This window comes from Guptibacillus hwajinpoensis (assembly GCF_005144865.1).
Lineage (GTDB): Bacteria > Bacillota > Bacilli > Bacillales > Guptibacillaceae > Guptibacillus > Guptibacillus hwajinpoensis_A.
The window spans coordinates 92,596-111,966 of the sequence record NZ_SWFM01000003.1 but is presented as its reverse complement, the minus strand read 5'-3'; the positions used below and the strand labels follow the sequence as shown (position 1 = coordinate 111,966).

The 19,371-nt window shown below is 38.8% G+C and carries 24 protein-coding genes; 22 read left to right on the top strand and 2 right to left on the bottom strand.

The window, feature by feature from the left end:
* Positions 1 to 12 precede the first annotated feature (12 nt).
* On the bottom strand, positions 13 to 984 hold the full coding sequence (locus FBF83_RS11405) for an asparaginase (RefSeq protein ID WP_136947295.1): 972 nt from the start codon (positions 982 to 984) through the stop codon (positions 13 to 15).
* 125 nt (positions 985 to 1,109) lie between these two features.
* Here FBF83_RS11405 and prsW point away from each other — a divergent pair, with 125 nt between their 5' ends.
* The 7 genes from prsW to rpsA all read left to right on the top strand — a co-directional run bounded on the left by prsW (position 1,110) and on the right by rpsA (position 7,091).
* Positions 1,110 to 1,796 (top strand): glutamic-type intramembrane protease PrsW, encoded by a 687-nt coding sequence (gene prsW / locus FBF83_RS11400; protein WP_136947294.1) that lies wholly within the window; start codon positions 1,110 to 1,112, stop codon positions 1,794 to 1,796.
* A gap of 212 nt (positions 1,797 to 2,008) precedes the next feature.
* Positions 2,009 to 2,800: a spore cortex-lytic enzyme gene (sleB, locus tag FBF83_RS11395; RefSeq protein WP_136947293.1), complete on the top strand. Its 792-nt coding sequence runs from the start codon at positions 2,009 to 2,011 to the stop codon at positions 2,798 to 2,800.
* 15 nt (positions 2,801 to 2,815) lie between these two features.
* A complete protein-coding gene (gene ypeB / locus FBF83_RS11390; RefSeq protein WP_136947292.1) occupies positions 2,816 to 4,165 on the top strand; it encodes a germination protein YpeB in 1,350 nt (449 codons plus the stop codon).
* 21 nt (positions 4,166 to 4,186) lie between these two features.
* Complete coding sequence (locus tag FBF83_RS20890; protein WP_169525402.1) at positions 4,187 to 4,354, top strand: DUF5359 family protein; 168 nt, start codon at positions 4,187 to 4,189, stop codon at positions 4,352 to 4,354.
* 148 nt (positions 4,355 to 4,502) lie between these two features.
* Positions 4,503 to 5,174, top strand: coding sequence for a (d)CMP kinase (cmk, locus tag FBF83_RS11385; protein ID WP_136947291.1), 672 nt, complete (start codon positions 4,503 to 4,505; stop codon positions 5,172 to 5,174).
* A 4-nt stretch (positions 5,175 to 5,178) separates the two neighbouring features.
* Positions 5,179 to 5,763 (top strand): lysophospholipid acyltransferase family protein, encoded by a 585-nt coding sequence (locus FBF83_RS11380; protein ID WP_136947290.1) that lies wholly within the window; start codon positions 5,179 to 5,181, stop codon positions 5,761 to 5,763.
* Positions 5,764 to 5,945: 182 nt separating this feature from the next.
* Entirely contained in the window at positions 5,946 to 7,091 is a 1,146-nt protein-coding gene (gene rpsA, locus FBF83_RS11375; protein ID WP_136947289.1) for a 30S ribosomal protein S1, read from the top strand.
* Positions 7,092 to 7,304: 213 nt separating this feature from the next.
* Here the strand turns inward: rpsA and FBF83_RS11370 are convergent, their stop codons facing one another.
* Positions 7,305 to 7,442 (bottom strand): YpzI family protein, encoded by a 138-nt coding sequence (locus FBF83_RS11370; protein ID WP_136947288.1) that lies wholly within the window; start codon positions 7,440 to 7,442, stop codon positions 7,305 to 7,307.
* 136 nt (positions 7,443 to 7,578) lie between these two features.
* Here FBF83_RS11370 and FBF83_RS11365 point away from each other — a divergent pair, with 136 nt between their 5' ends.
* From FBF83_RS11365 to FBF83_RS11295, 15 genes are all read left to right on the top strand, one after another.
* The gene (locus tag FBF83_RS11365) at positions 7,579 to 8,181 is read left to right on the top strand and encodes a hypothetical protein (protein ID WP_136947287.1); all 603 of its coding nucleotides are present in this window, start codon (positions 7,579 to 7,581) and stop codon (positions 8,179 to 8,181) included.
* Positions 8,178 to 9,068, top strand: coding sequence for a YIEGIA family protein (locus FBF83_RS11360; protein ID WP_136947286.1), 891 nt, complete (start codon positions 8,178 to 8,180; stop codon positions 9,066 to 9,068). The genes FBF83_RS11365 and FBF83_RS11360 overlap by 4 nt, the downstream gene beginning before the upstream one ends.
* Positions 9,065 to 9,250, top strand: coding sequence for a capping complex subunit for YIEGIA (locus FBF83_RS11355; RefSeq protein WP_136947285.1), 186 nt, complete (start codon positions 9,065 to 9,067; stop codon positions 9,248 to 9,250). Before FBF83_RS11360 ends, FBF83_RS11355 begins: the two co-directional genes overlap by 4 nt.
* 195 nt (positions 9,251 to 9,445) lie before the next feature.
* On the top strand, positions 9,446 to 10,759 hold the full coding sequence (der, locus tag FBF83_RS11350) for a ribosome biogenesis GTPase Der (RefSeq protein ID WP_136947284.1): 1,314 nt from the start codon (positions 9,446 to 9,448) through the stop codon (positions 10,757 to 10,759).
* Between the two features lie 52 nt (positions 10,760 to 10,811).
* Entirely contained in the window at positions 10,812 to 11,411 is a 600-nt protein-coding gene (plsY, locus tag FBF83_RS11345) for a glycerol-3-phosphate 1-O-acyltransferase PlsY (protein ID WP_136947283.1), read from the top strand.
* A gap of 12 nt (positions 11,412 to 11,423) precedes the next feature.
* The gene (locus FBF83_RS11340) at positions 11,424 to 12,479 is read left to right on the top strand and encodes an NAD(P)H-dependent glycerol-3-phosphate dehydrogenase (protein ID WP_136947282.1); all 1,056 of its coding nucleotides are present in this window, start codon (positions 11,424 to 11,426) and stop codon (positions 12,477 to 12,479) included.
* Positions 12,480 to 12,548: 69 nt separating this feature from the next.
* Entirely contained in the window at positions 12,549 to 12,800 is a 252-nt protein-coding gene (locus FBF83_RS11335; protein WP_136947281.1) for a stage VI sporulation protein F, read from the top strand.
* A gap of 453 nt (positions 12,801 to 13,253) precedes the next feature.
* On the top strand, positions 13,254 to 13,451 hold the full coding sequence (locus FBF83_RS11330) for a DUF2768 domain-containing protein (RefSeq protein ID WP_136947280.1): 198 nt from the start codon (positions 13,254 to 13,256) through the stop codon (positions 13,449 to 13,451).
* A 31-nt stretch (positions 13,452 to 13,482) separates the two neighbouring features.
* Positions 13,483 to 14,202 (top strand): hypothetical protein, encoded by a 720-nt coding sequence (locus FBF83_RS11325; protein ID WP_136947279.1) that lies wholly within the window; start codon positions 13,483 to 13,485, stop codon positions 14,200 to 14,202.
* Positions 14,203 to 14,422: 220 nt separating this feature from the next.
* Positions 14,423 to 15,901: a stage IV sporulation protein A gene (spoIVA, locus tag FBF83_RS11320; RefSeq protein ID WP_136947278.1), complete on the top strand. Its 1,479-nt coding sequence runs from the start codon at positions 14,423 to 14,425 to the stop codon at positions 15,899 to 15,901.
* A 500-nt stretch (positions 15,902 to 16,401) separates the two neighbouring features.
* Positions 16,402 to 16,674 carry an HU family DNA-binding protein gene (locus FBF83_RS11315; protein WP_048309232.1) on the top strand — a complete coding sequence of 91 codons (273 nt, stop codon included), beginning with the start codon at positions 16,402 to 16,404 and terminating at the stop codon, positions 16,672 to 16,674.
* Between the two features lie 118 nt (positions 16,675 to 16,792).
* Positions 16,793 to 17,359 (top strand): GTP cyclohydrolase I FolE, encoded by a 567-nt coding sequence (folE, locus tag FBF83_RS11310; protein WP_136947277.1) that lies wholly within the window; start codon positions 16,793 to 16,795, stop codon positions 17,357 to 17,359.
* A 23-nt stretch (positions 17,360 to 17,382) separates the two neighbouring features.
* A complete protein-coding gene (gene mtrB / locus FBF83_RS11305; RefSeq protein WP_048309234.1) occupies positions 17,383 to 17,604 on the top strand; it encodes a trp RNA-binding attenuation protein MtrB in 222 nt (73 codons plus the stop codon).
* Positions 17,605 to 17,818: 214 nt separating this feature from the next.
* Positions 17,819 to 18,649 carry a heptaprenyl diphosphate synthase component 1 gene (locus FBF83_RS11300; protein WP_136947276.1) on the top strand — a complete coding sequence of 277 codons (831 nt, stop codon included), beginning with the start codon at positions 17,819 to 17,821 and terminating at the stop codon, positions 18,647 to 18,649.
* Between the two features lie 3 nt (positions 18,650 to 18,652).
* On the top strand, positions 18,653 to 19,366 hold the full coding sequence (locus FBF83_RS11295; protein WP_136947275.1) for a demethylmenaquinone methyltransferase: 714 nt from the start codon (positions 18,653 to 18,655) through the stop codon (positions 19,364 to 19,366).
* The last annotated feature ends 5 nt before the right edge of the window (positions 19,367 to 19,371 follow it).

Genomic DNA, 19,371 nt, shown 5'->3' with positions numbered 1-19,371 from the left:
ATAATGCTCGATTTAACGTAGAAATAGCTTGTGTAAGTCCTCTGGGTTCTCTGTTGCTTCAAGTGTAACGAGTAATTTCAATCGAGCTTTCTGACCATTTAATCCGTTTGAAAAAATAACGCCGAGCTCTTTCAATTTTTTGCCCCCGCCTTTATACCCATAAACATCTTGGACAATGCCATTAAAACAGCGAGAAACCATTACGATAGCAATGCCTTTCTTTCTTAGGTGTCTTATCCCTTCCATCATCTCAGGGGGCAGGTTACCCTGTCCAAGAGCTTCTACCACGATACCATCAATACCAAGTTCACCCGCTGCGAAAATAAGTTGGGAGTCCATTCCAGCATATGCTTTAAGAAGCAACACCTTCTTAGTTAAACCTGAAATATGGTAACGGTCTCGATTTGTTAACGTGTGATGAAAGAACACGCGCTGCTTCGTTACAATACCGATCGGTCCATATTGAGGACTTTGAAAGGTAGAAACGTTGCTCGTATGGGTTTTCGTTACGTTCTTTGCTGTATGAATCTCATCATTTAATACAACAAGAACCCCTTTTCCTTTCGCTTCTTCACAGCAGGAAACCTTGATTGACGATATGAGATTATAGGGGCCGTCTGATCCTATTTCATTACTAGAACGCATGGCTCCAGTTACCACAACAGGTAAGTCAGTCTGAAGCACTAGGTCAAGTAGATATGCTGTTTCCTCAAGCGTGTCAGTACCATGCGAAATAACGACTCCGCTAATATGTTCTTGTCTGATTCTAGTTTCAATTCTCTCAGCTATTTTAAACATGATATCAGGGGTCATATGTGGTGATGGAATGTTGAGAAAATCATCAATAATCACATCTACACCACTTAATAGGTTTTCGAGAGTTGCATTTAGAGGATTTTCTTTTCCGGGTGCTACTGCACCGGATTCTTTATTCTCCTCCATAGCAATGGTTCCTCCCGTATGTATAATTAATATTTTGCTCATGGGGTCACCTCGTCATTTTCCTAATAATTGTATCCATAAATAAAGTAACATGATACGATTATAAAAGTATAGGTACAAATGAGTCAGTCTTTTTAATTACGTGCAGATAGAAATGAGGAAAGCCTATGTTAGCCGCAATAACTGCTGGAATAGCACCGGGCATTGCGCTTCTTTGTTTTTTCTACCTCAAACAGCATCAGTACGGAACTGAGCCAATTGGACCAGTTGTACGTAGCTTTGTATTTGGTGGGATGCTTGTATTCCCAGTAATGGTGATCCAACATGGATTTAAAGTAGAGGATTTTTTGCAGTCTCCATTTAGCCAGGCCTATCTGATGTCTGGTTTGCTTGAAGAGTTTTTAAAGTGGTTTATATTCTATTTTACTGTGTACATTCATATTGAATTTAATGACTTCTATGATGGGATTGTTTATGGAGTAGCGATTTCACTTGGTTTTGCTTCCGTAGAGAATGTGTTCTACCTATTCGCTTACGGTATTCAAGAAGCATGGTGGCGTGCCCTTCTTCCTGTATCTAGTCATGCTTTGTTTGGATTAATGATGGGGTCATATCTTGGAAGAGGAAAGTTTACGTTGCAAAACAGAATTGGAAAGTGGATCTCGCTTTCACTATTTGTTCCTTTTTTGTTTCATGGGACGTACAATTATCTCGTTCTTCAAGTTAATAGTAATACGATTTATTTAATGATTCCATTTATGATCATATTATGGTTTGTCGGATTAAGAAAAATCAAGGTCGCTGATTTGAATCAAGCTGAGTTCCTCCAATCAAAAGATATGAGGATGCTATAAAGAACCAAAAAGATGCCGAGTATGGCATCTTTTTTTTGTTTAAGGCTTGCTATAAGAGTAGTGTTTAATTCAAAACCTTTAAAAACAACAATCTTTTACAAAACACCCTTGTTTAAATGAAGAAGAGCAAACTTTGATTGGATTGTTGTATAAAATGATTAAGGCTACAAAAACTACCTATATGAAAAAAGAATGATCAGGAGGTCCTCATCATGAGAAAGGTAGTTAGTATCTTGAAAATCTCTCTGATAGCCGGGCTACTATGTCTCCCGCTTATCACGGTACTTGATACAGGAAATAAGGTTGATGCTTTTTCAAATCAAATTATTCAAAAAGGAGCGACAGGAACGGATGTCATCGAACTTCAAGCTAGATTAAAGAATATTGGTTTCTATACTGGCGCTATTGACGGCGTGTTTGGTTGGGGGACCTATTGGGCAGTACGAAACTTTCAATATGAGTTTGGGATGAAGGTTGATGGGCTTGTAGGTCCTGACATGAAAGCGAAGTTAAATAAGTCTACTAAATATGATCCATCTGCTCAGAAACAACAAAATAAGGGCCAAAGTCCTAATGCAGCTCAATCTTCTGGAAATAAGTCTAAAGACTCAAACACTAACGTTCAGGGTAAAAACACTCCTTCAGGCTATTCACAAAATGATATTAAACTAATTGCGAATGCTGTATATGGTGAATCAAGAGGTGAGCCATATGAAGGACAAGTGGCTGTAGCGGCTGTCATCCTTAATCGTGTACAAAGCTCTTCATTTCCCAACACAGTTTCAGGTGTGATCTTTGAACCTCGAGCTTTTACAGCAGTTTCAGATGGTCAGATATGGCTTACTCCTAATGAACGAGCGAAAGAGGCTGTTATTGATGCGATTAATGGTTGGGACCCAACAGGAGAGGCATTGTACTACTTTAATCCAAATACAGCCACTTCGGGATGGATATGGACGAGACCGCAAATAAAACAAATTGGTAAACATATATTCTGTGAATAATGGAGGTGGTTAGATATGATTCGTTCTATACTTATCGGAGCACTAGCAATCGGTGTTGTTGGTACAGGCTACTGGGGATATAAGGAGCATCAAGAGAAAAATGCAGTGTTAATAAATGCTGAAAATACGTACCAACGTGCATTCCACGATTTGAACTTCCATATGGATGCACTAGAAGAGAAAATTGGTTCAACATTAGCGATGAACTCTAGAAGCAGTTTATCACCAGCGTTAGCAGAGGTATGGCGCTTGACTTCAGAAGCACAAAATGACGTTGGTCAGCTCCCGTTAACGCTGATGCCATTTAACAAAACAGAAGAGTTTCTATCAAACATAGGGTCATTTAGTTACCGTGTGGCAGTACGAGATCTTGACGAGAGACCTCTCTCGAATGAGGAATATGAGACACTTAAGAAACTTCACAATCATTCAAATGACGTAAAGAATGAGCTTAGAAAGGTTCAAGCAATGGTTATCGATCACAACTTAAGGTGGATGGATGTTGAACTAGCACTTGCTTCAGAGTCAGAACCTCAAGACAACACCATCATAGATGGGTTTAAAACCGTAGATAAACAAGTTGAAGGCTACAGTGAAGTGAATTGGGGACCTGAAATAAATCAATTGAATGAGAAGAAAGAAAATCTCTATAAAAACATTAAGGGTAAAGAACTTAGTGAAAAGGAAGCAAAGAAGCGTGTTATGGATTTTCTAGACATTGATAAAAATGCGTCAGTAGATATCACAACAACTGGTAAAGAATCAAAATACCAGGCCTACAGTCTTTCAATAGAGAATCCAGACAAAAAATCTAGTGTGAATTTAGATGTTACAAAAAAAGGGGCAAAGCCGATCTGGATTCTAATGGATAGGAAGATCGGTAAACAAAAACTCAGCTTAAATGAAGCAGCGAACAAAGCTACTAGTTTTCTAAAGGAACATGACATCACAAATATGGAAATATCACAAAGCAGCCAATATGACAAAATGGGGGTTTTTACTTTCATATCACAACAGGGGGATGTATCGATTTACCCAGATGCTGTGCATATTAAAGTTGCGCTTGATAATGGTGATATCACAGGATATGAATCCTTGGAATATCTCACAAACCATCATGAAAGAAAAGTAACTGAACCCACGATTACAAGAGACGAGGCGTTAGAAAAAGTCAATCCTAATGTTCAAATCATGGAGGAAGGGCTTGGAATCATCAAAAACGACCTTGGTGATGAAGTATTATGTTATGAATTTATGGGTACGATTGAAGAAGAAACATATCGCATCTTCGTTAATGCAGATAATGGTCGGGAAGAACGAGTTGAGAAAATGGATGGTACAGAAATGAATTACAATACGATGTAATAAAGGAGTTGGGGAGCGGAAATGGCGAAAGTTGAAAGGTTGCTAATCAAGTTAATCACGATTCAATTTATCTTTTTGTTCATTTCGCAGGTCCTCCTCACTCAAGATGATTTTCGGATCTATCTTAGCAAAGCACTCTATTATGAAGGTGTTGTAAAGGGGTTGCCGCCAATCACTACACGCCAATAGTCAATAGACCGAAAATAGGTCTTGTGTTATGATAAATATGACCTTTTTGGTATACAAAGAAGCAGGAATCCCTGCTTTTTTTGTATGTTAAATTGGAGTTTTTCTTTTAAATAACGATTGATGAATGGAATGTGGAGGCAAGATTTACATGAAAAAGAGAATCAATATAGCAATAGATGGACCTGCAGGAGCTGGTAAAAGTACAGTAGCTAGACAAGTAGCTGATTACCTTTCATTTCTTTATATTGATACGGGTGCAATGTATCGCGCGTTAACATATAAAGCAATTGAGAGAGAAGTAGATCTAGAGAACGGCCCTTTACTTAAAGAACTTTTAAATGAGACAGTTATAGATCTTCAAGTTGGCGAAGAAGAACAGCATGTACTACTTGATAACAAGGATGTCACAACAGATATTCGTTCTTTTAATGTAACGAACAATGTTTCATTCGTTGCAAGACAAAGCGAAGTAAGAGAAGAAATGGTTAAGCGTCAGAAGTTATTAGCTGACAAAGGCGGAGTAGTAATGGATGGGCGAGATATTGGTACGCATGTTCTCCCAAATTCAGAGCTAAAAGTATTTCTAATTGCTTCGGTTGAAGAAAGAGCCTCACGACGTTATAAAGAGCTGATCGATAAGGGAATTGAAGCAGACTTAGACACAATCAAGAATGAAATAGCATTAAGGGATAAGCGCGATTCTGAGCGAGAAGTAGCCCCACTTGTGAAAGCGGACGATGCAAAGGAAATTGACACAACTTCAATGACGATTTCCGAAGTAGTGGATTACATTCTCCAATTAGCGAAAGAAAGGGCTTGATCAAGTGAGTTTATATGGAGTAGGGAAAGGCTTATTTCGAATTTATTTCAAGCTTTTCAATAAAGTGACTGTTGAAGGTGAGGAGAATATCCCCAAAGATAGAGGGATATTGCTCTGCTCCAACCATATTAATAACCTTGATCCACCTTTAGTTGGAGCAATGTGTCCGAGAGATGTTCGCTTTATGGCAAAGTCAGAGTTATTCACTATACCTGTTCTTGGTAAATTAATTTATAAAGTAGGCGCTTTTCCTGTTAAAAGGGGAATGAGTGATAAGCAAGCATTGAGAAGTGGGATGAAAATCTTGAAAGACGGTGGTGTCGTAGGTCTTTTTCCTGAAGGAACTAGAAGTAAGGATGGGAAGTTAGGGGAAGGTCTCTCAGGAGCTGGATTTTTTGCGCTTCGACCTGAAGTTACTGTTGTGCCCTGTGCAATACAAGGTTCATATAAGCCCTTTGGTCGTTTGAAGATCGTATATGGTAAGCCAGTTGATTTATCTCCGCTTCGCCAAGAGCAGGGAGCAGCGAAAAAAGCAACCCAGGCTATTATGCAAGAAATTCAAGAACTTATCGAAAAACATCATAAATAATTCAATATTGTTAAAAAATTTAAATAAATACGTCAGGATACTTGACAAATCCGTCAATTTTAGTGAAAGTTAGAGGAAAGGGTGCTTAACTTTTCAATAAATTTCTTTCGCAACTAGTGGAAGACTTTTATAAATCATATCGAAAAGTTTTATTTCTTTTGGATTGAAGGAGGAGTTTGTCAATGGGTGAAGAGATGAATCAGGAAATGACTGAGTTCAAATCATTCGAAATTGGAGATGTGGTGACTGGTAAGGTCTCTAAAGTCGAAGAAAAACATGCATCAGTTGATGTGGGTTTTAAAGTTGATGGAGTGCTGCCAATCAGCGAGCTGTCAAGCCTTCACGTCGAAAAAGTCAGTGACGTGCTCTCAGAAGGTGATGAAATAGAAGTTAAAGTAACCAAAGTATCTGAAGATGAGCTAGTGCTTTCTAAGAAAGCAGTCGAGGCTGACCAGGCGTGGGACGCTTTGCAAGAGAAATATGAGAATTCAGTAGCATTTGATGTTGAGATTGCCGACGTTGTTAAGGGAGGCCTTGTCGTTGACCTTGGTGTACGCGGATTTATTCCAGCATCTCTTGTTGAAAGACATTACGTCGAGGATTTTTCAGATTACAAAGGTAAAAACCTGAGTGTCAAAATTGTTGAATTTGATCCTGAGAAAGCAAAAGTAATTCTGTCACATCGTGCAGTGCTTGAGCAAGAAGCGGATCATAAGAAACAAGAAACACTTGCATCTCTTCAAGCAGGACAAGTAGTTGAAGGTACTGTTCAGCGATTGACAGACTTTGGTGCTTTTGTAGACATCGGTGGAGTAGATGGACTTGTTCATATTTCTCAGATGGCACATCATCGCGTCGAAACACCATCTGAAGTTGTTTCAGAAGGACAACAGGTAAATGTTAAGATTTTATCCGTTGACCGTGACAACGAACGAATTTCATTATCCATTAAAGAAACACTCCCAGGACCGTGGGAAGAAGTAAAAGGCAGTCTTAATGCTGGCGATGAAATTGAAGGTACAGTAAAGCGTCTCGTTAGCTTTGGTGCTTTCGTAGAAGTAGCTCCTGGCGTTGAGGGTCTTGTTCATATCTCCGAAATATCGAACAAGCATATCGGTACACCTCAGGAAGTTCTTTCTGAAGGGGAAACCGTTCGAGTGAAAGTCCTTGATGTTAACCTTGATGAGAAGCGTATTTCATTAAGTATTAAGGTCCTTGAAACTGAGCAAGTTTCAAGTGAAGTTGAAGAGTATCAAAAAGAGAGCGATGGAAACTCACCATTCTCACTTGGCGATATGATCGGCGATCAACTAAAAAAGTATAAATAAGTAATGAAAAGCTTTCTGCCTTTGGCAGAAAGCTTTTTTTGGCTCTTTTCTAAAGGCTCTTTTCTAAAAGAGTGTTGCTTTTGAAAGAAGTTTTGTATAAAGAACCACACTTAGCTAATTGGAGCGGAAATACCTCTCACTTTTATAGCAACAATGTCTACGAAAAAGCCTTTTTTATGCCTTACTTCCAAGGAGCTCCGATAAAAGTTTTTTCTACTGTAAACCATTCCTTTTTCTTGCTTCAGTAGGTCCTTCAATTGTAGTTGCTCCACGGTTTTCAAGTGATTGATCACGATCTGACTCGACTTTTCTTGACTTCTTTAGCTTTTTCTCCTGACGATCTTTACCCATCATCCTCACTCCTTTTTCTTAAATTCTTCTCTTTCTTAGCATGAAAGAAATGATTAAAAGTTATGCATTTGAAAATTTTTAGTCTATACATCACTAAATCATCCCATACTGATCATAATGAAAGGAGGAGATTAGCGTGGATGGCGCGTTTTTTCTATGGTTTGCCTGGATGGGAATCGTAATAACTGTTTTCTTTATTAAAGCGTCGAACAAAAGAAATCACATAGCGTTTGTTTTATTGCTTGCGATTTGTAGTGTGAATCTGGAGTTTCAAATAATGGACTACACAATTACTGGACTATTTCTATTGGCATTGATTTATGGATATCACGTTTTGTTAACACACATGCAAGTAACTAGATCATACGCCGTCATCATAATGCTTATAGTAACAGCAGCGTATACATCAATTGAGTTGTTTTCAATATACGACCCAGTTTTTACATATTTGTATACGAAATGGTCCGTATCAGCGGTCTTATTCATTATCATTCATATTTCACTTCATAGCTCTGCTGAGAGATGTGCACTCTTGCTCCTAGGGGTTGTACACGGTGAGGTCATTCTTTCTACCTTATTTCATCAGATGGGTATCATTAGGGTGGCTGGTGAATTAGGTTCGTTCGATATCCTAGCCATCTCTATTATGAGTACTGTCGTTTGGCATTATTTTGTGCAGTTAACGGCACACTTAGAAAAGCTTGTTAAAAAACATCAAGAAAGGCGTGGATACTCATGAATGAGTATACTTTCTCAATTCTATTTGGCGTTACGGTTGGTACATTAGCGCGTATTTATATGTTCCGTACTGATTATCGTCAATATCCGACCTATCCACACGGAATGATTATCCATCTTGCGCTTGGGTTTATTGCTGCATCGCTAGGTGCATTAGTTGTGCCCTCAATTATGGAGGAGGAATTTACTGCTGTAACTTTCCTTACTTTGGCCGCTTCACAATTTAGGGAAGTAAGAAACATGGAAAGGAAAACACTAACTGAAATGGATTCGCTAGAGCTTGTTCCAAGGGGCGCATCGTATATTGAAGGAATTGCAGTTACATTTGAAGGACGTAACTATCTTGTGATATTTATTTCGTTTGTATCTTCATTAGCATACCTCTCCATCAATATATGGGCTGCGTGTGTAGCAGCATTTCTTGCATTTTTAGTTGCTAAGAAATATATGACTGGAAGTAGATTAGGGAAAATATCAGATGTCGAGCAGGCTACTGTATCATTTGATGGTGCAGGTTTATATGTCGATAATATTTATATTATGAACATAGGGATTCCAGTAAGGCAAAAAGAAATTCTGGAACATGGGTTAGGTTTTGTTATTAAGCCAAAGAATTTTGATGCTCGCTCGACAATCGGGAATCTAGGGCAACGGCAAGCCATACTTCACGATCTTGCCATCTCTCTTGGTGTGTATCGTGATTCTGGAACTCCTGCTTTGGTTCCACTAATCAAAAGGGATTTGGATGATGGTCGAATAGGTATTTTCATTCTTCCGCAAAACAAAAGCGCTGACCTCGCAATGAAAGTTATTTCACAAGTGCCAACTCTAGAGAATGCGATTAGAATGCCGACTGAAACAAAAGAAAAAGGGAGTGGACAATCGTGACTCTAGAGAAGTTGATTCTAGCTGCTGTAACTCTTTCGGTGAGTAAAGTACCAGTTGGTGCAAACGTGTTTGTGTGTGAAACGAAAGATGAAATGGATCAGGTAGCAGCTGACCTTGAAGCTATACTAGATGGGATTGCTCATAAGTTAAGTAACGATGTATATATTATCGTGAAACACTAGCTGAAAAAAGAACCACTGTAGGAAGATTCATTTTCCTCTGTTGTTCATTGGTTGCTTTTTTGATAAGATATAAAAGCTATCGAAGACTATGCCCTTCTTATAGAGGAGGGTTTTTTACAATGAACTGCTGGAAAGTTTGTCCACGACTTTCTGGAGTTAAGCTTAGATAGTTTTTTAGAAAGGGCGTGCACATAAATGACAAAACCAGTTGTCGCAATAGTAGGTCGACCAAATGTTGGGAAATCGACCATTTTTAATCGTATAGTAGGAGAAAGGGTCTCGATTGTAGAAGATACACCAGGAGTAACACGAGATCGTATTTATAGCACCGGTGAATGGTTAAACCGCGAATTTAATATCATAGATACAGGTGGTATTGAAATAGGTGACGAACCATTTCTTTCGCAAATTCGTTATCAAGCTGAAATAGCTATTGATGAAGCTGATGTTATTATTTTCATGGTAAATGGCCGTGATGGTATATCGAACGCAGATGAAGAAGTGGCTAAGATTCTTTATCGTTCTAATAAACCAGTTGTTCTCGCAGTTAATAAAGTCGATAATCCTGAACAGCAGACGCTCGTTTATGATTTCTATTCATTAGGATTTGGTACTCCGTATGGCATATCAGGCTCACATGGACTTGGTCTAGGTGACCTTTTAGATGAAGTATTTAAATCTTTCCCAGAAGATAATGAAGAAGAATATGATGAAGGTACAATTAAATTCTCGTTAATAGGTCGTCCTAATGTTGGGAAATCTTCTCTTGTTAATACCATCCTAGGAGAAGAAAGAGTAATCGTTAGTGACATTGCTGGAACAACTAGAGATGCAATTGACTCAATGTTTACAAGAGATGGACAAGATTACGTTATCATTGATACCGCTGGAATGAGAAAGCGCGGGAAGATCTATGAAACGACTGAGAAGTACAGTGTACTCCGAGCGATGAGAGGTATTGAACGTTCTGACGTCGTCCTTGTCGTTATCGATGGTGAAGAGGGCATTATTGAACAGGATAAGAAAGTGGCAGGTTATGCACACGAAGCGGGGAAAGCGGTCGTTATCGTAGTCAACAAGTGGGATGCTGTTGAAAAAGATGAGAAGACGATGCGTGTCTTTGAACAGAAAATTCGCGATCACTTCTTATTCCTTAGCTATGCACCAATTGTTTTCTTATCTGCTAAAACTAAGCAACGTCTTCACACGTTGTTACCAGTCGTGAATACTGTTGCTGAGAACCATGCTCTTCGAGTGAAGACTAACGTTCTAAATGAATTAATTATGGATTCTGTGGCAATGAACCCTACACCAACAGATAATGGTAAACGATTGAAGATTAACTATGCGACACAAGTCGCTGTTAAGCCACCAACGATCGTTCTCTTTGTAAATGATCCAGAACTAATGCATTTCTCTTACCGTCGTTTCTTAGAAAATCGCATTCGTGAAACGTTTGGTTTCCAGGGTACGCCACTTCGCATTTTTGCTCGCAGAAAAAGCGAATAGTATCTCTTTCTTTTTACAGGGGGAGTCATGCTAATACGAAGGGGGAAATGACATGATCGCGATCCTGATATGCATTGCTGCTTACCTGCTTGGTTCGGTTAGTTTCAGTTATTTAATAGCTCGAATTGTTAAAAAAATAGATATACGAGATCATGGAAGCGGTAATGCAGGAGCGACAAACACACTTAGGGTACTAGGAACAGGTCCTGCTATTGCAGTTCTTATTCTAGATGTAGTTAAAGGCATACTTGCTGTCTGGTTAGGGTATTGGTTCTCTAGTGAACCAATCGTCCCTTTCCTTGCGGGAATAAGTGCAATCATTGGTCATAATTGGCCTGTATTCTTTGGATTTAGAGGTGGGAAAGGTGTGGCAACAACAATAGGAGTGTTTGCCACACTTGCTTTTCTGCCATCTTTATATGCAGGAATTATCGCAATTCTTTCTATTTTTATTACTAGGTTTGTATCACTCGGGTCGTTGATTTTTGTAGTGTTAACTCCAGCATTTATCTTCTTGCTAGGCGGATATCCAGCTTCATATATTTGGTTAGGGACGATCCTAGCAGTTGTTTCTGTATGGAGACATCGTACAAATGTGAAACGTTTGGTTTCTGGGACTGAAAGCAAGCTCGGTCAAAAGGTCGAGCAGTAGGGAGGAAGTTCAATGGCGACTATATCAGTAGTAGGCGCAGGTAGCTGGGGAACGGCTCTTGCAATCGTACTAGCAGACAACAATCATGAGGTTAAACTCTGGGCAAGAAGAGAAGATCTTGCTAAAGAGGTGAATGAGAAGCATTCAAATGAAAAGTATTTGCCTGGTATTACATTATCTGATCGAATTAAAGCGACGAGTTCACTTGAGGAAAGTGTTAAGGATTCAGAAGCGATATTACTCGTGACTCCAACTAAAGCACTTCGAGAAGTATTACCAGAGCTTAAGACTTATTTGACCAAACCAGTGACAATTATTCATGCAAGTAAAGGAATTGAGCCAGAGACCTCAAAACGTATTTCTGAAGTGATTGAGGAAGAAATCCCAGAAGATCTTCGTAAAGCAGTAGTTGTGTTATCTGGTCCTAGTCACGCTGAGGAAGTGAGCCTTCGTCACCCAACTACAGTTACTGTATCTTCTAAATCAATTAAAGAAGCTGAGTATGTTCAGGATCTTTTTATGAACTCAAATTTCCGTGTTTATACAAACCATGACATCATTGGAGTAGAACTCGGAGGAGCTTTGAAGAACATCATTGCTTTAGGAGCAGGCTTATCTGATGGTCTTGGTTATGGTGATAATGCAAAAGCAGCTCTCATTACGAGGGGGCTAGCGGAAATTGCAAGACTTGGAGCAGCTATGGGCGCAAACCCATTAACGTTTATGGGGCTTACGGGAATAGGTGATCTAGTTGTTACATGCACTAGTGTACATAGCCGTAACTGGCGTGCTGGAAACCTTCTAGGTAAAGGAAACAACCTTGATGAAGTTTTAGAAAACATGGGCATGGTTGTAGAAGGTGTTCGTACAACAAAGGCGGCCCATTATCTTGCTAAAGAGCAGAACGTAGAGATGCCGATTACATCTGTTTTATTTGAGGTACTCTTTAATAACAAAGCTGCAAAAGATGGAGTTGACCAGTTAATGGGACGTCTTCGTACTCATGAAACAGAGGACTTAACATCTTTATTAGCAGATCGTTTTGAATTAAATCCTAAAGAATTATAAATAGGCGAAGCACGAAGTATTCCTCCTTGCATACACTATGTTGAACGTTAATGGTAAGGAGGAAACAGCGTGAGCGATTTGTTTGATAACATAGAAAAGAAAACGAATGTAAAAAAGGAAGACATCTTTAAATTGGCAAATTCGGTCCAAGGCGCAGATTTTACTGATGAAAAAACGGTGCGCAAGCTAATTGCAAATGTTGCACGCGTTGCGAACGTAAACGTCTCGAAGGAAAAAGAAGACCGGATTGTGAAGGCCATTGTGAATAAAAACATTCCGTTTGACCTCTCGTCCATATCTAAGTTGTTTAGCCAGAAATAGGAAAAGAGTTTCAAAAATAGGCTAATCAACCATACCGCCTTCAAGTAAGAACATATACTGATAAGGAACCATCAATGTGCATGAGCACACTTCAAAGTGAAATCCATATAGTCAAAGCTGAAGAAAAGCCCCTTTCTTCAGCTTTTTACTTATGGACTTTGAGTGTTTTTTGAGAAATGATGCCAAATTAGTTAACTAAAAGTTATTTAATTTTAATGCCTCTTTTCTAAATGATTGTTGCTTTTGTAAAGATTTTTTGTAGAAAGGATCACACTTAGCTGAGCGGAAGGTGCTCGAATTCTGCGGGACTAGTGGGACAGGTGAGACTCCAAAAGAGTCATGTTAAATGAATATGAAAGATGTCTATGGATTGTAAAAACCGCTATAGGTAAATCATATGAAGTTTTGTTATAATGATGGGCAGTGCAAGTTACTAAGACTAGGGGGATTATCATGTCACCAGCATTAATTAAAATGTGGGTAGCGCTGTCTGCGCTTGGTTTAATGTTTATTGCCGTTATGGCTATTATGTTGAGCCGATCAAAATTAAAAGGGTTTCTACGTGTATTAGTATCAGCCTTTGCTTATATGTGCATGTTTGTTGCGGGAGTACTCATGCTACTCGTCGTATTCACAGGTCCAACTAACTAAGACAGGAAATCTTGAATAAGGAATGAGTGTAATGAAGCGATTAGTAACACAAATGCTAGTATGGACATGCCTTGTTGCCGTTCTTTCAGGTTGTCTATACCCTGAAAGTCAAAAAAACGAGAATCAAATTCCATATACGGATCAGATTCAATCTGTTCAATCGGCAGTAGAGCAATATCAGGAGAATAAATCCATTCTGCCTATTAAAACAAGAGATCAAGGTACACCGATCTATCAAAAATATCCAGTTGATTTCAAAAAACTGGTTCCTGCTTTTTTACAACAGGCACCTGGAAACTCTTTTGAAAATGGTGGGGTCTTTCAATATGTGTTGATTCATGTTGAGGAAAACCCAACTGTAAGATTAATTGATCTAGTAACAGTGGATAAAGTTAAAGATCTTCAGCTTCAAGTGAACGATTACCGACGTAACCACAAGTATCCACCATTTAAAGATGTTTTAGCAAAAGACAGGTATTCTATCGATTATGATGCGCTTGGTATGGATGAGGAGCCAACTATAATAAGTCCATTCACAAATGATCAACTTTCTTTCTTCATAGACGAGAATGGCGAAGTACATATAGATTATAGGGATGATCTCAACAAAGCGATTGTTAATAACCCAGACCACCCGTATAAGAATGGAGACGACATTAGGGATTTATTAGCAGATAATTCGTTTTACGTTCCCGTAACTTCTGTACCATATACAATTGAAAATGATAAAGCTGTTTTTTTAACGAAATAGGTATTTTCCCTTCTCTTTAGCAATACAACTATTAAAAAGAGGAGGGACTTTTTTATGGATATTTCTAATAGAGGAGAGAAAGTTTACCTGCTGTATCAAATCCTTTTACTATGAACTGTCATATTTGTTGGACAACATCATAGAATGATAGTGTTCAAGAAAGTCTGCGGTCTAGAGTGAATCATTTCGTCCAGTGAGACGGAATTCAGGAGGCGATCACGTGGAGAGAGTGGATATCTTCAAAGATATCGCAGAGCGTACAGGGGGAGATATATACCTTGGAGTAGTAGGTTCTGTTCGAACAGGAAAATCGACATTTATTAAAAAGTTCATGGAACTTATCGTACTGCCTAATATGGAAAGTGATTCAGATCGAGCAAGAGCTCAAGATGAACTTCCACAAAGTGCTGCTGGCCGTACGATTATGACAACTGAGCCTAAATTCGTACCAAATCATGCAGTTAAAATTCATGTTGAAGATGGACTTGATGTCAATGTAAGGCTTGTGGATTGTGTTGGGTATGCTGTACCTGGAGCAAAGGGATACGAAGATGAAGATGGGCCACGAATGATTAATACACCTTGGTATGAAGAGCCAATTCCATTCCAGGAAGCAGCAGAAATCGGTACAAGAAAAGTAATTCAGGAACATTCTACACTTGGTGTTGTCATTACAACTGACGGATCAATAGGTGAAATTGCGCGACATGATTATTTGGAATCAGAGGAGAGAGTAGTAGAGGAATTAAAAGAAGTGGGCAAGCCATTTATCATGATCGTTAACTCAGCCCATCCTCATCATCCACAAACAGAAGCATTAAGAGGAGATTTGTCTCACAAATACGATATACCGGTTATTTCATTGAGTGTGGAAAGTATGACGGAGCATGATATCAACAATGTTCTAAGAGAAGTGCTATATGAATTCCCTGTATTGGAGGTAAATGTAAACCTACCAAGCTGGGTAATGGTGCTTCATCAAGATCATTGGCTCAGACAAAATTATGAAGAATCTGTTAGAGAAACTGTAAAAGATATTAAGCGCCTAAGGGATGTTGATCGGGTCGTAGGACAATTTGAAGAGTTTGAATTTATCCAGGATGCACGACTCGCAGGTATTGAAATGGGGCAAGGGATTGCAGAAATTGATCTCTATGCACCAGACGATTTGTATGATCAAATTCTTAAAGAGGTCGTGGGAGTTGAAATTAGAGGGAAGGATCATCTTCTTCAACTTATGCAAGAATTTGCTTTTGCAAAGGCTGAATATGATCATGTATCAGAGGCACTTCGCATGGTAAAGCAAACCGGTTATGGTATAGCTGCACCTGCAATAGAAGATATGAGCCTAGATGAGCCAGAGATTATACGACAAGGTTCAAGGTTTGGTGTAAGACTGAAAGCTGTAGCTCCGTCAATTCATATGATTAAAGTTGATGTAGAGTCAGAATTCGCACCTATTATTGGCACTGAGAAACAAAGCGAGGAACTAGTTCGTTATCTTATGCAAGACTTTGAAGAGGATCCGCTTTCAATTTGGAATTCAGATATTTTCGGACGTTCACTGAATTCAATTGTGAGGGAAGGTATTCAGGCGAAATTGGGATTAATGCCAGAAAATGCTCGTTATAAACTAAAGGAAACGCTTGAACGCATTATTAACGAAGGTTCAGGAGGATTAATTGCGATCATACTATAACTTAGCTGACTCCGCTATATGGAGTCAGTTTTTTTGAGTTTTGGTTTAAAGTTAAATAAAAATTGGGTACTACTATTTAGATATTAGAAGGCTCTTTTCGTAGGAATTGTAGCAATAAAGCGGTTGATTTACGCTACTGTTCAGAGAATAGAATGATCCATTTTTGTTTCTTTTGAACGATTTTTTGTAAAAAGGACCACTCTTAGCTGATTGGAGCGGGAACCGTTTATTGTGTGAAACCCTATAAAGTTAGGGAGTTGAATGAATAAACTATTCTCCTTAAAATGCACAGTACAGCGTTTACAAATGGGACTTTAAGCAGATAATAAGTAAAAAATCATCGAAAATTAGCTGAAATCAAGACAAACGTATTGAATTCTTTCGCATCTTCGTATAATATAGGGCTTGCAAACGTACTAAACGTGCATTGCAACGTATAAATATTGGTCAATAAGTGAATGAATGTAATTATCCATCTCTCTTGAGAGGAGGTGAACAGAATGAACAAGACAGATCTAATCAATGCTGTTGCAGAATCTGCAGAGCTTTCTAAAAAAGAAGCGACAAAAGCTGTTGACTCAGTTTTTGATAACATTATGCAATCCTTGCAAGAGGGTGACAAAGTTCAACTAATTGGTTTTGGTAACTTTGAAGTCCGTGAGCGTTCTGCTCGTAAAGGGCGTAATCCTCAAACTGGCGAAGAGATCGAAATCGCTGCAAGTAAGGTTCCTGCATTTAAACCTGGTAAAGCCCTTAAGGATGCAGTGAAGTAAGAAATACATAGGGCAAAGAAGAGCCGCACATCCTGCGGCTCTTCTTTTTTGCTAACTTTTTCACCTTATGCTAGAATCTTCATAGGTATTAAAGGCCCTGAATGGAGGAGTAACAACCATGTACGAAGTTAATCATGATAAAATACAAGAAGCAGTTAAAATGATTCTTGAAGCAATAGGAGAAGACCCAGAGCGTGAAGGATTATTAGATACTCCAAAACGAGTTGCAAGAATGTATGAAGAAATCTTTCAGGGACTTCATCAAGATCCTAAGGAACATTTCCAAACCATTTTTGGAGAAGACCACGAAGAGTTAGTGCTTGTGAAGGATATTCCATTCTATTCAACTTGTGAGCATCATCTTGTTCCTTTCTTCGGGAAAGCACATGTAGCATACATACCTAAAGGTGGAAAGGTAACAGGACTAAGTAAGCTTGCAAGAGCCGTCGAGTCTGTAACAAAACGACCACAACTTCAAGAGCGTATTACCTCAACCATTGCTAATTCGATGGTAGAGACTCTAGAGCCTCATGGAGTTATGGTAGTAGTGGAAGCAGAGCATATGTGTATGACGATGAGAGGTGTTAAGAAGCCTGGATCATCTACTGTTACATCTGCTGTAAGAGGCGTTTTTGAAAGTGATGCAGCAGCGCGTTCTGAAGTACTTGGCCTTATTAAGGGTTAATTCTGTTAAGCGGAGTGATAACTATGAAAAGTGAAAGTACTGATTTCTTTGTAATTAAAGCCCTAGAGAATGGCGTTAATGTCATAGGTTTAACACGTGGTTCTGATACGAGGTTTCATCATTCAGAAAAGCTTGATAAAGGTGAAGTGATGATTGCTCAGTTTACTGAACATACATCTGCCGTTAAAGTAAGAGGAAAAGCAGTTATTCAAACAGAGCACGGTGAAATAAGTACAGAAGAGTAAAGCAGGAGGTAGGAACCTGCTTTTCTTTGTTTTAAAGAACGGAGTAAGTCACGTTTTAGCTAGGGGCTTATTGTGCTATACTAAGAGTAAATACATATTTTATACTTTATGAACTTGTTACGAGTTGGATTAAAGTATAAGAAAAACAGGGGCTTCCATAGTTTGATGGGAAGCTAAATTTTTCTAATTGGAAGACATGTAAGGGGTATGGGATATGACAAATCCAAAGGAAACCACATATAAACAAATAGCTGGAGTTCGGGACATGCTGCAGTCTCGCCTATCCCATTCATATTTGCTTCAATTTATCGATTTTCCAATTATTGATGAAGAGAGGCTATATGTGTTCTATGGCATGCTAGAACAAACCAAGCTTGAACGAAAAAGGAAGGAAGATACTCTTCTATCTATCATGCTTGTGCAAATTGCACTTGATACGCATGAACTAATTTCGCTCGATGATGTTACCAATGAGAATGAAAGGAAAAATCGTCAGTTAACCGTTTTAGCGGGAGACTACTTTAGTAGCATGTATTACCATATCCTTTCTAAATGGCATGATAATGAGCTGATTCGTACATTATCTGAAGCAATTCAAGAAATCAATGAAGCCAAAATGTCCTTTTATCAAACAAATCATCGTACGGTTGAACCGATATTTGATAATTTAAAGGAAATCGAATCCATTCTAGTTAGAAAAGTAGCTGAACATTACGGGCTTGATAACTGGAAGACGTTTGGTATGCAGTATTTCTATATGAATCGTCTCCTTCTTGAACGAAAGCAGGGTTTAATTCATTCTAGTTCTAATTTGCTACAAAAGATTGCTTTAACTCTATTATCTGTTAAAGAATCTAAGCTAACATCTGATCAGCAAGCATCAAAAGCGAGAACCGTTTTGGACTCATATGTGGGACATGCAAAAAAAGAAATTGATTTTCTTTGTCAGCATTATTCAGAACTACATCGTTGGTTTCAAAATCGACTCGAATATAATTGGGGAATCATAGGAATACCGGAAGAGAAATTGGCGGAAGAGGGATAAGGCATGACTACATCTAAAGAAGAACGCGTACACAATGTTTTTCAAACGATATCAAAACGCTATGATGTCATGAATTCGGTTATTAGTTTTCAACGTCATAAAGCCTGGCGCAAGGATACAATGCGTTTAATGAATGTTCAAAAAGGGGCATCTGCACTCGATGTTTGCTGTGGTACAGCGGATTGGACACTTGCTATGGGTGAAGCTGTTGGAGAAAGCGGAAGTGCTATAGGGCTTGATTTTAGCGAAAACATGCTAGAAGTCGGCAAAAAAAAGGTCGAGGAAAAGAAAAGAGAGAATGTTACTCTCCTTCACGGTAATGCGATGAATTTACCGTTTGAAGACAATTTTTTTGATTATGTGACTATAGGTTTCGGTCTCAGAAATGTCCCCGATTACGATCAGGTCATTAAAGAAATGCATCGAGTGGTGAAACCTGGTGGTCAAGTTGTTTGTCTTGAAACATCTCAGCCAACTATTCCTGTTTTTCGACAGGTGTACTATGGGTATTTCAAACATGTCATGCCGGTTCTTGGGAAAATGTTAGCGAAAAGCTACGAAGAGTACTCCTGGTTGCAAGAATCAGCGAGCACGTTTCCTGGTAGAGATGAGTTAAAGCAGCTTTTCTTTAAGAATGGATTTAGTCGTGTAGATGTTAAGCCATATTCTGGTGGAGTTGCCGCAATGCATAGAGGGTTTAAAGCAATTCAAACATAAAAAGA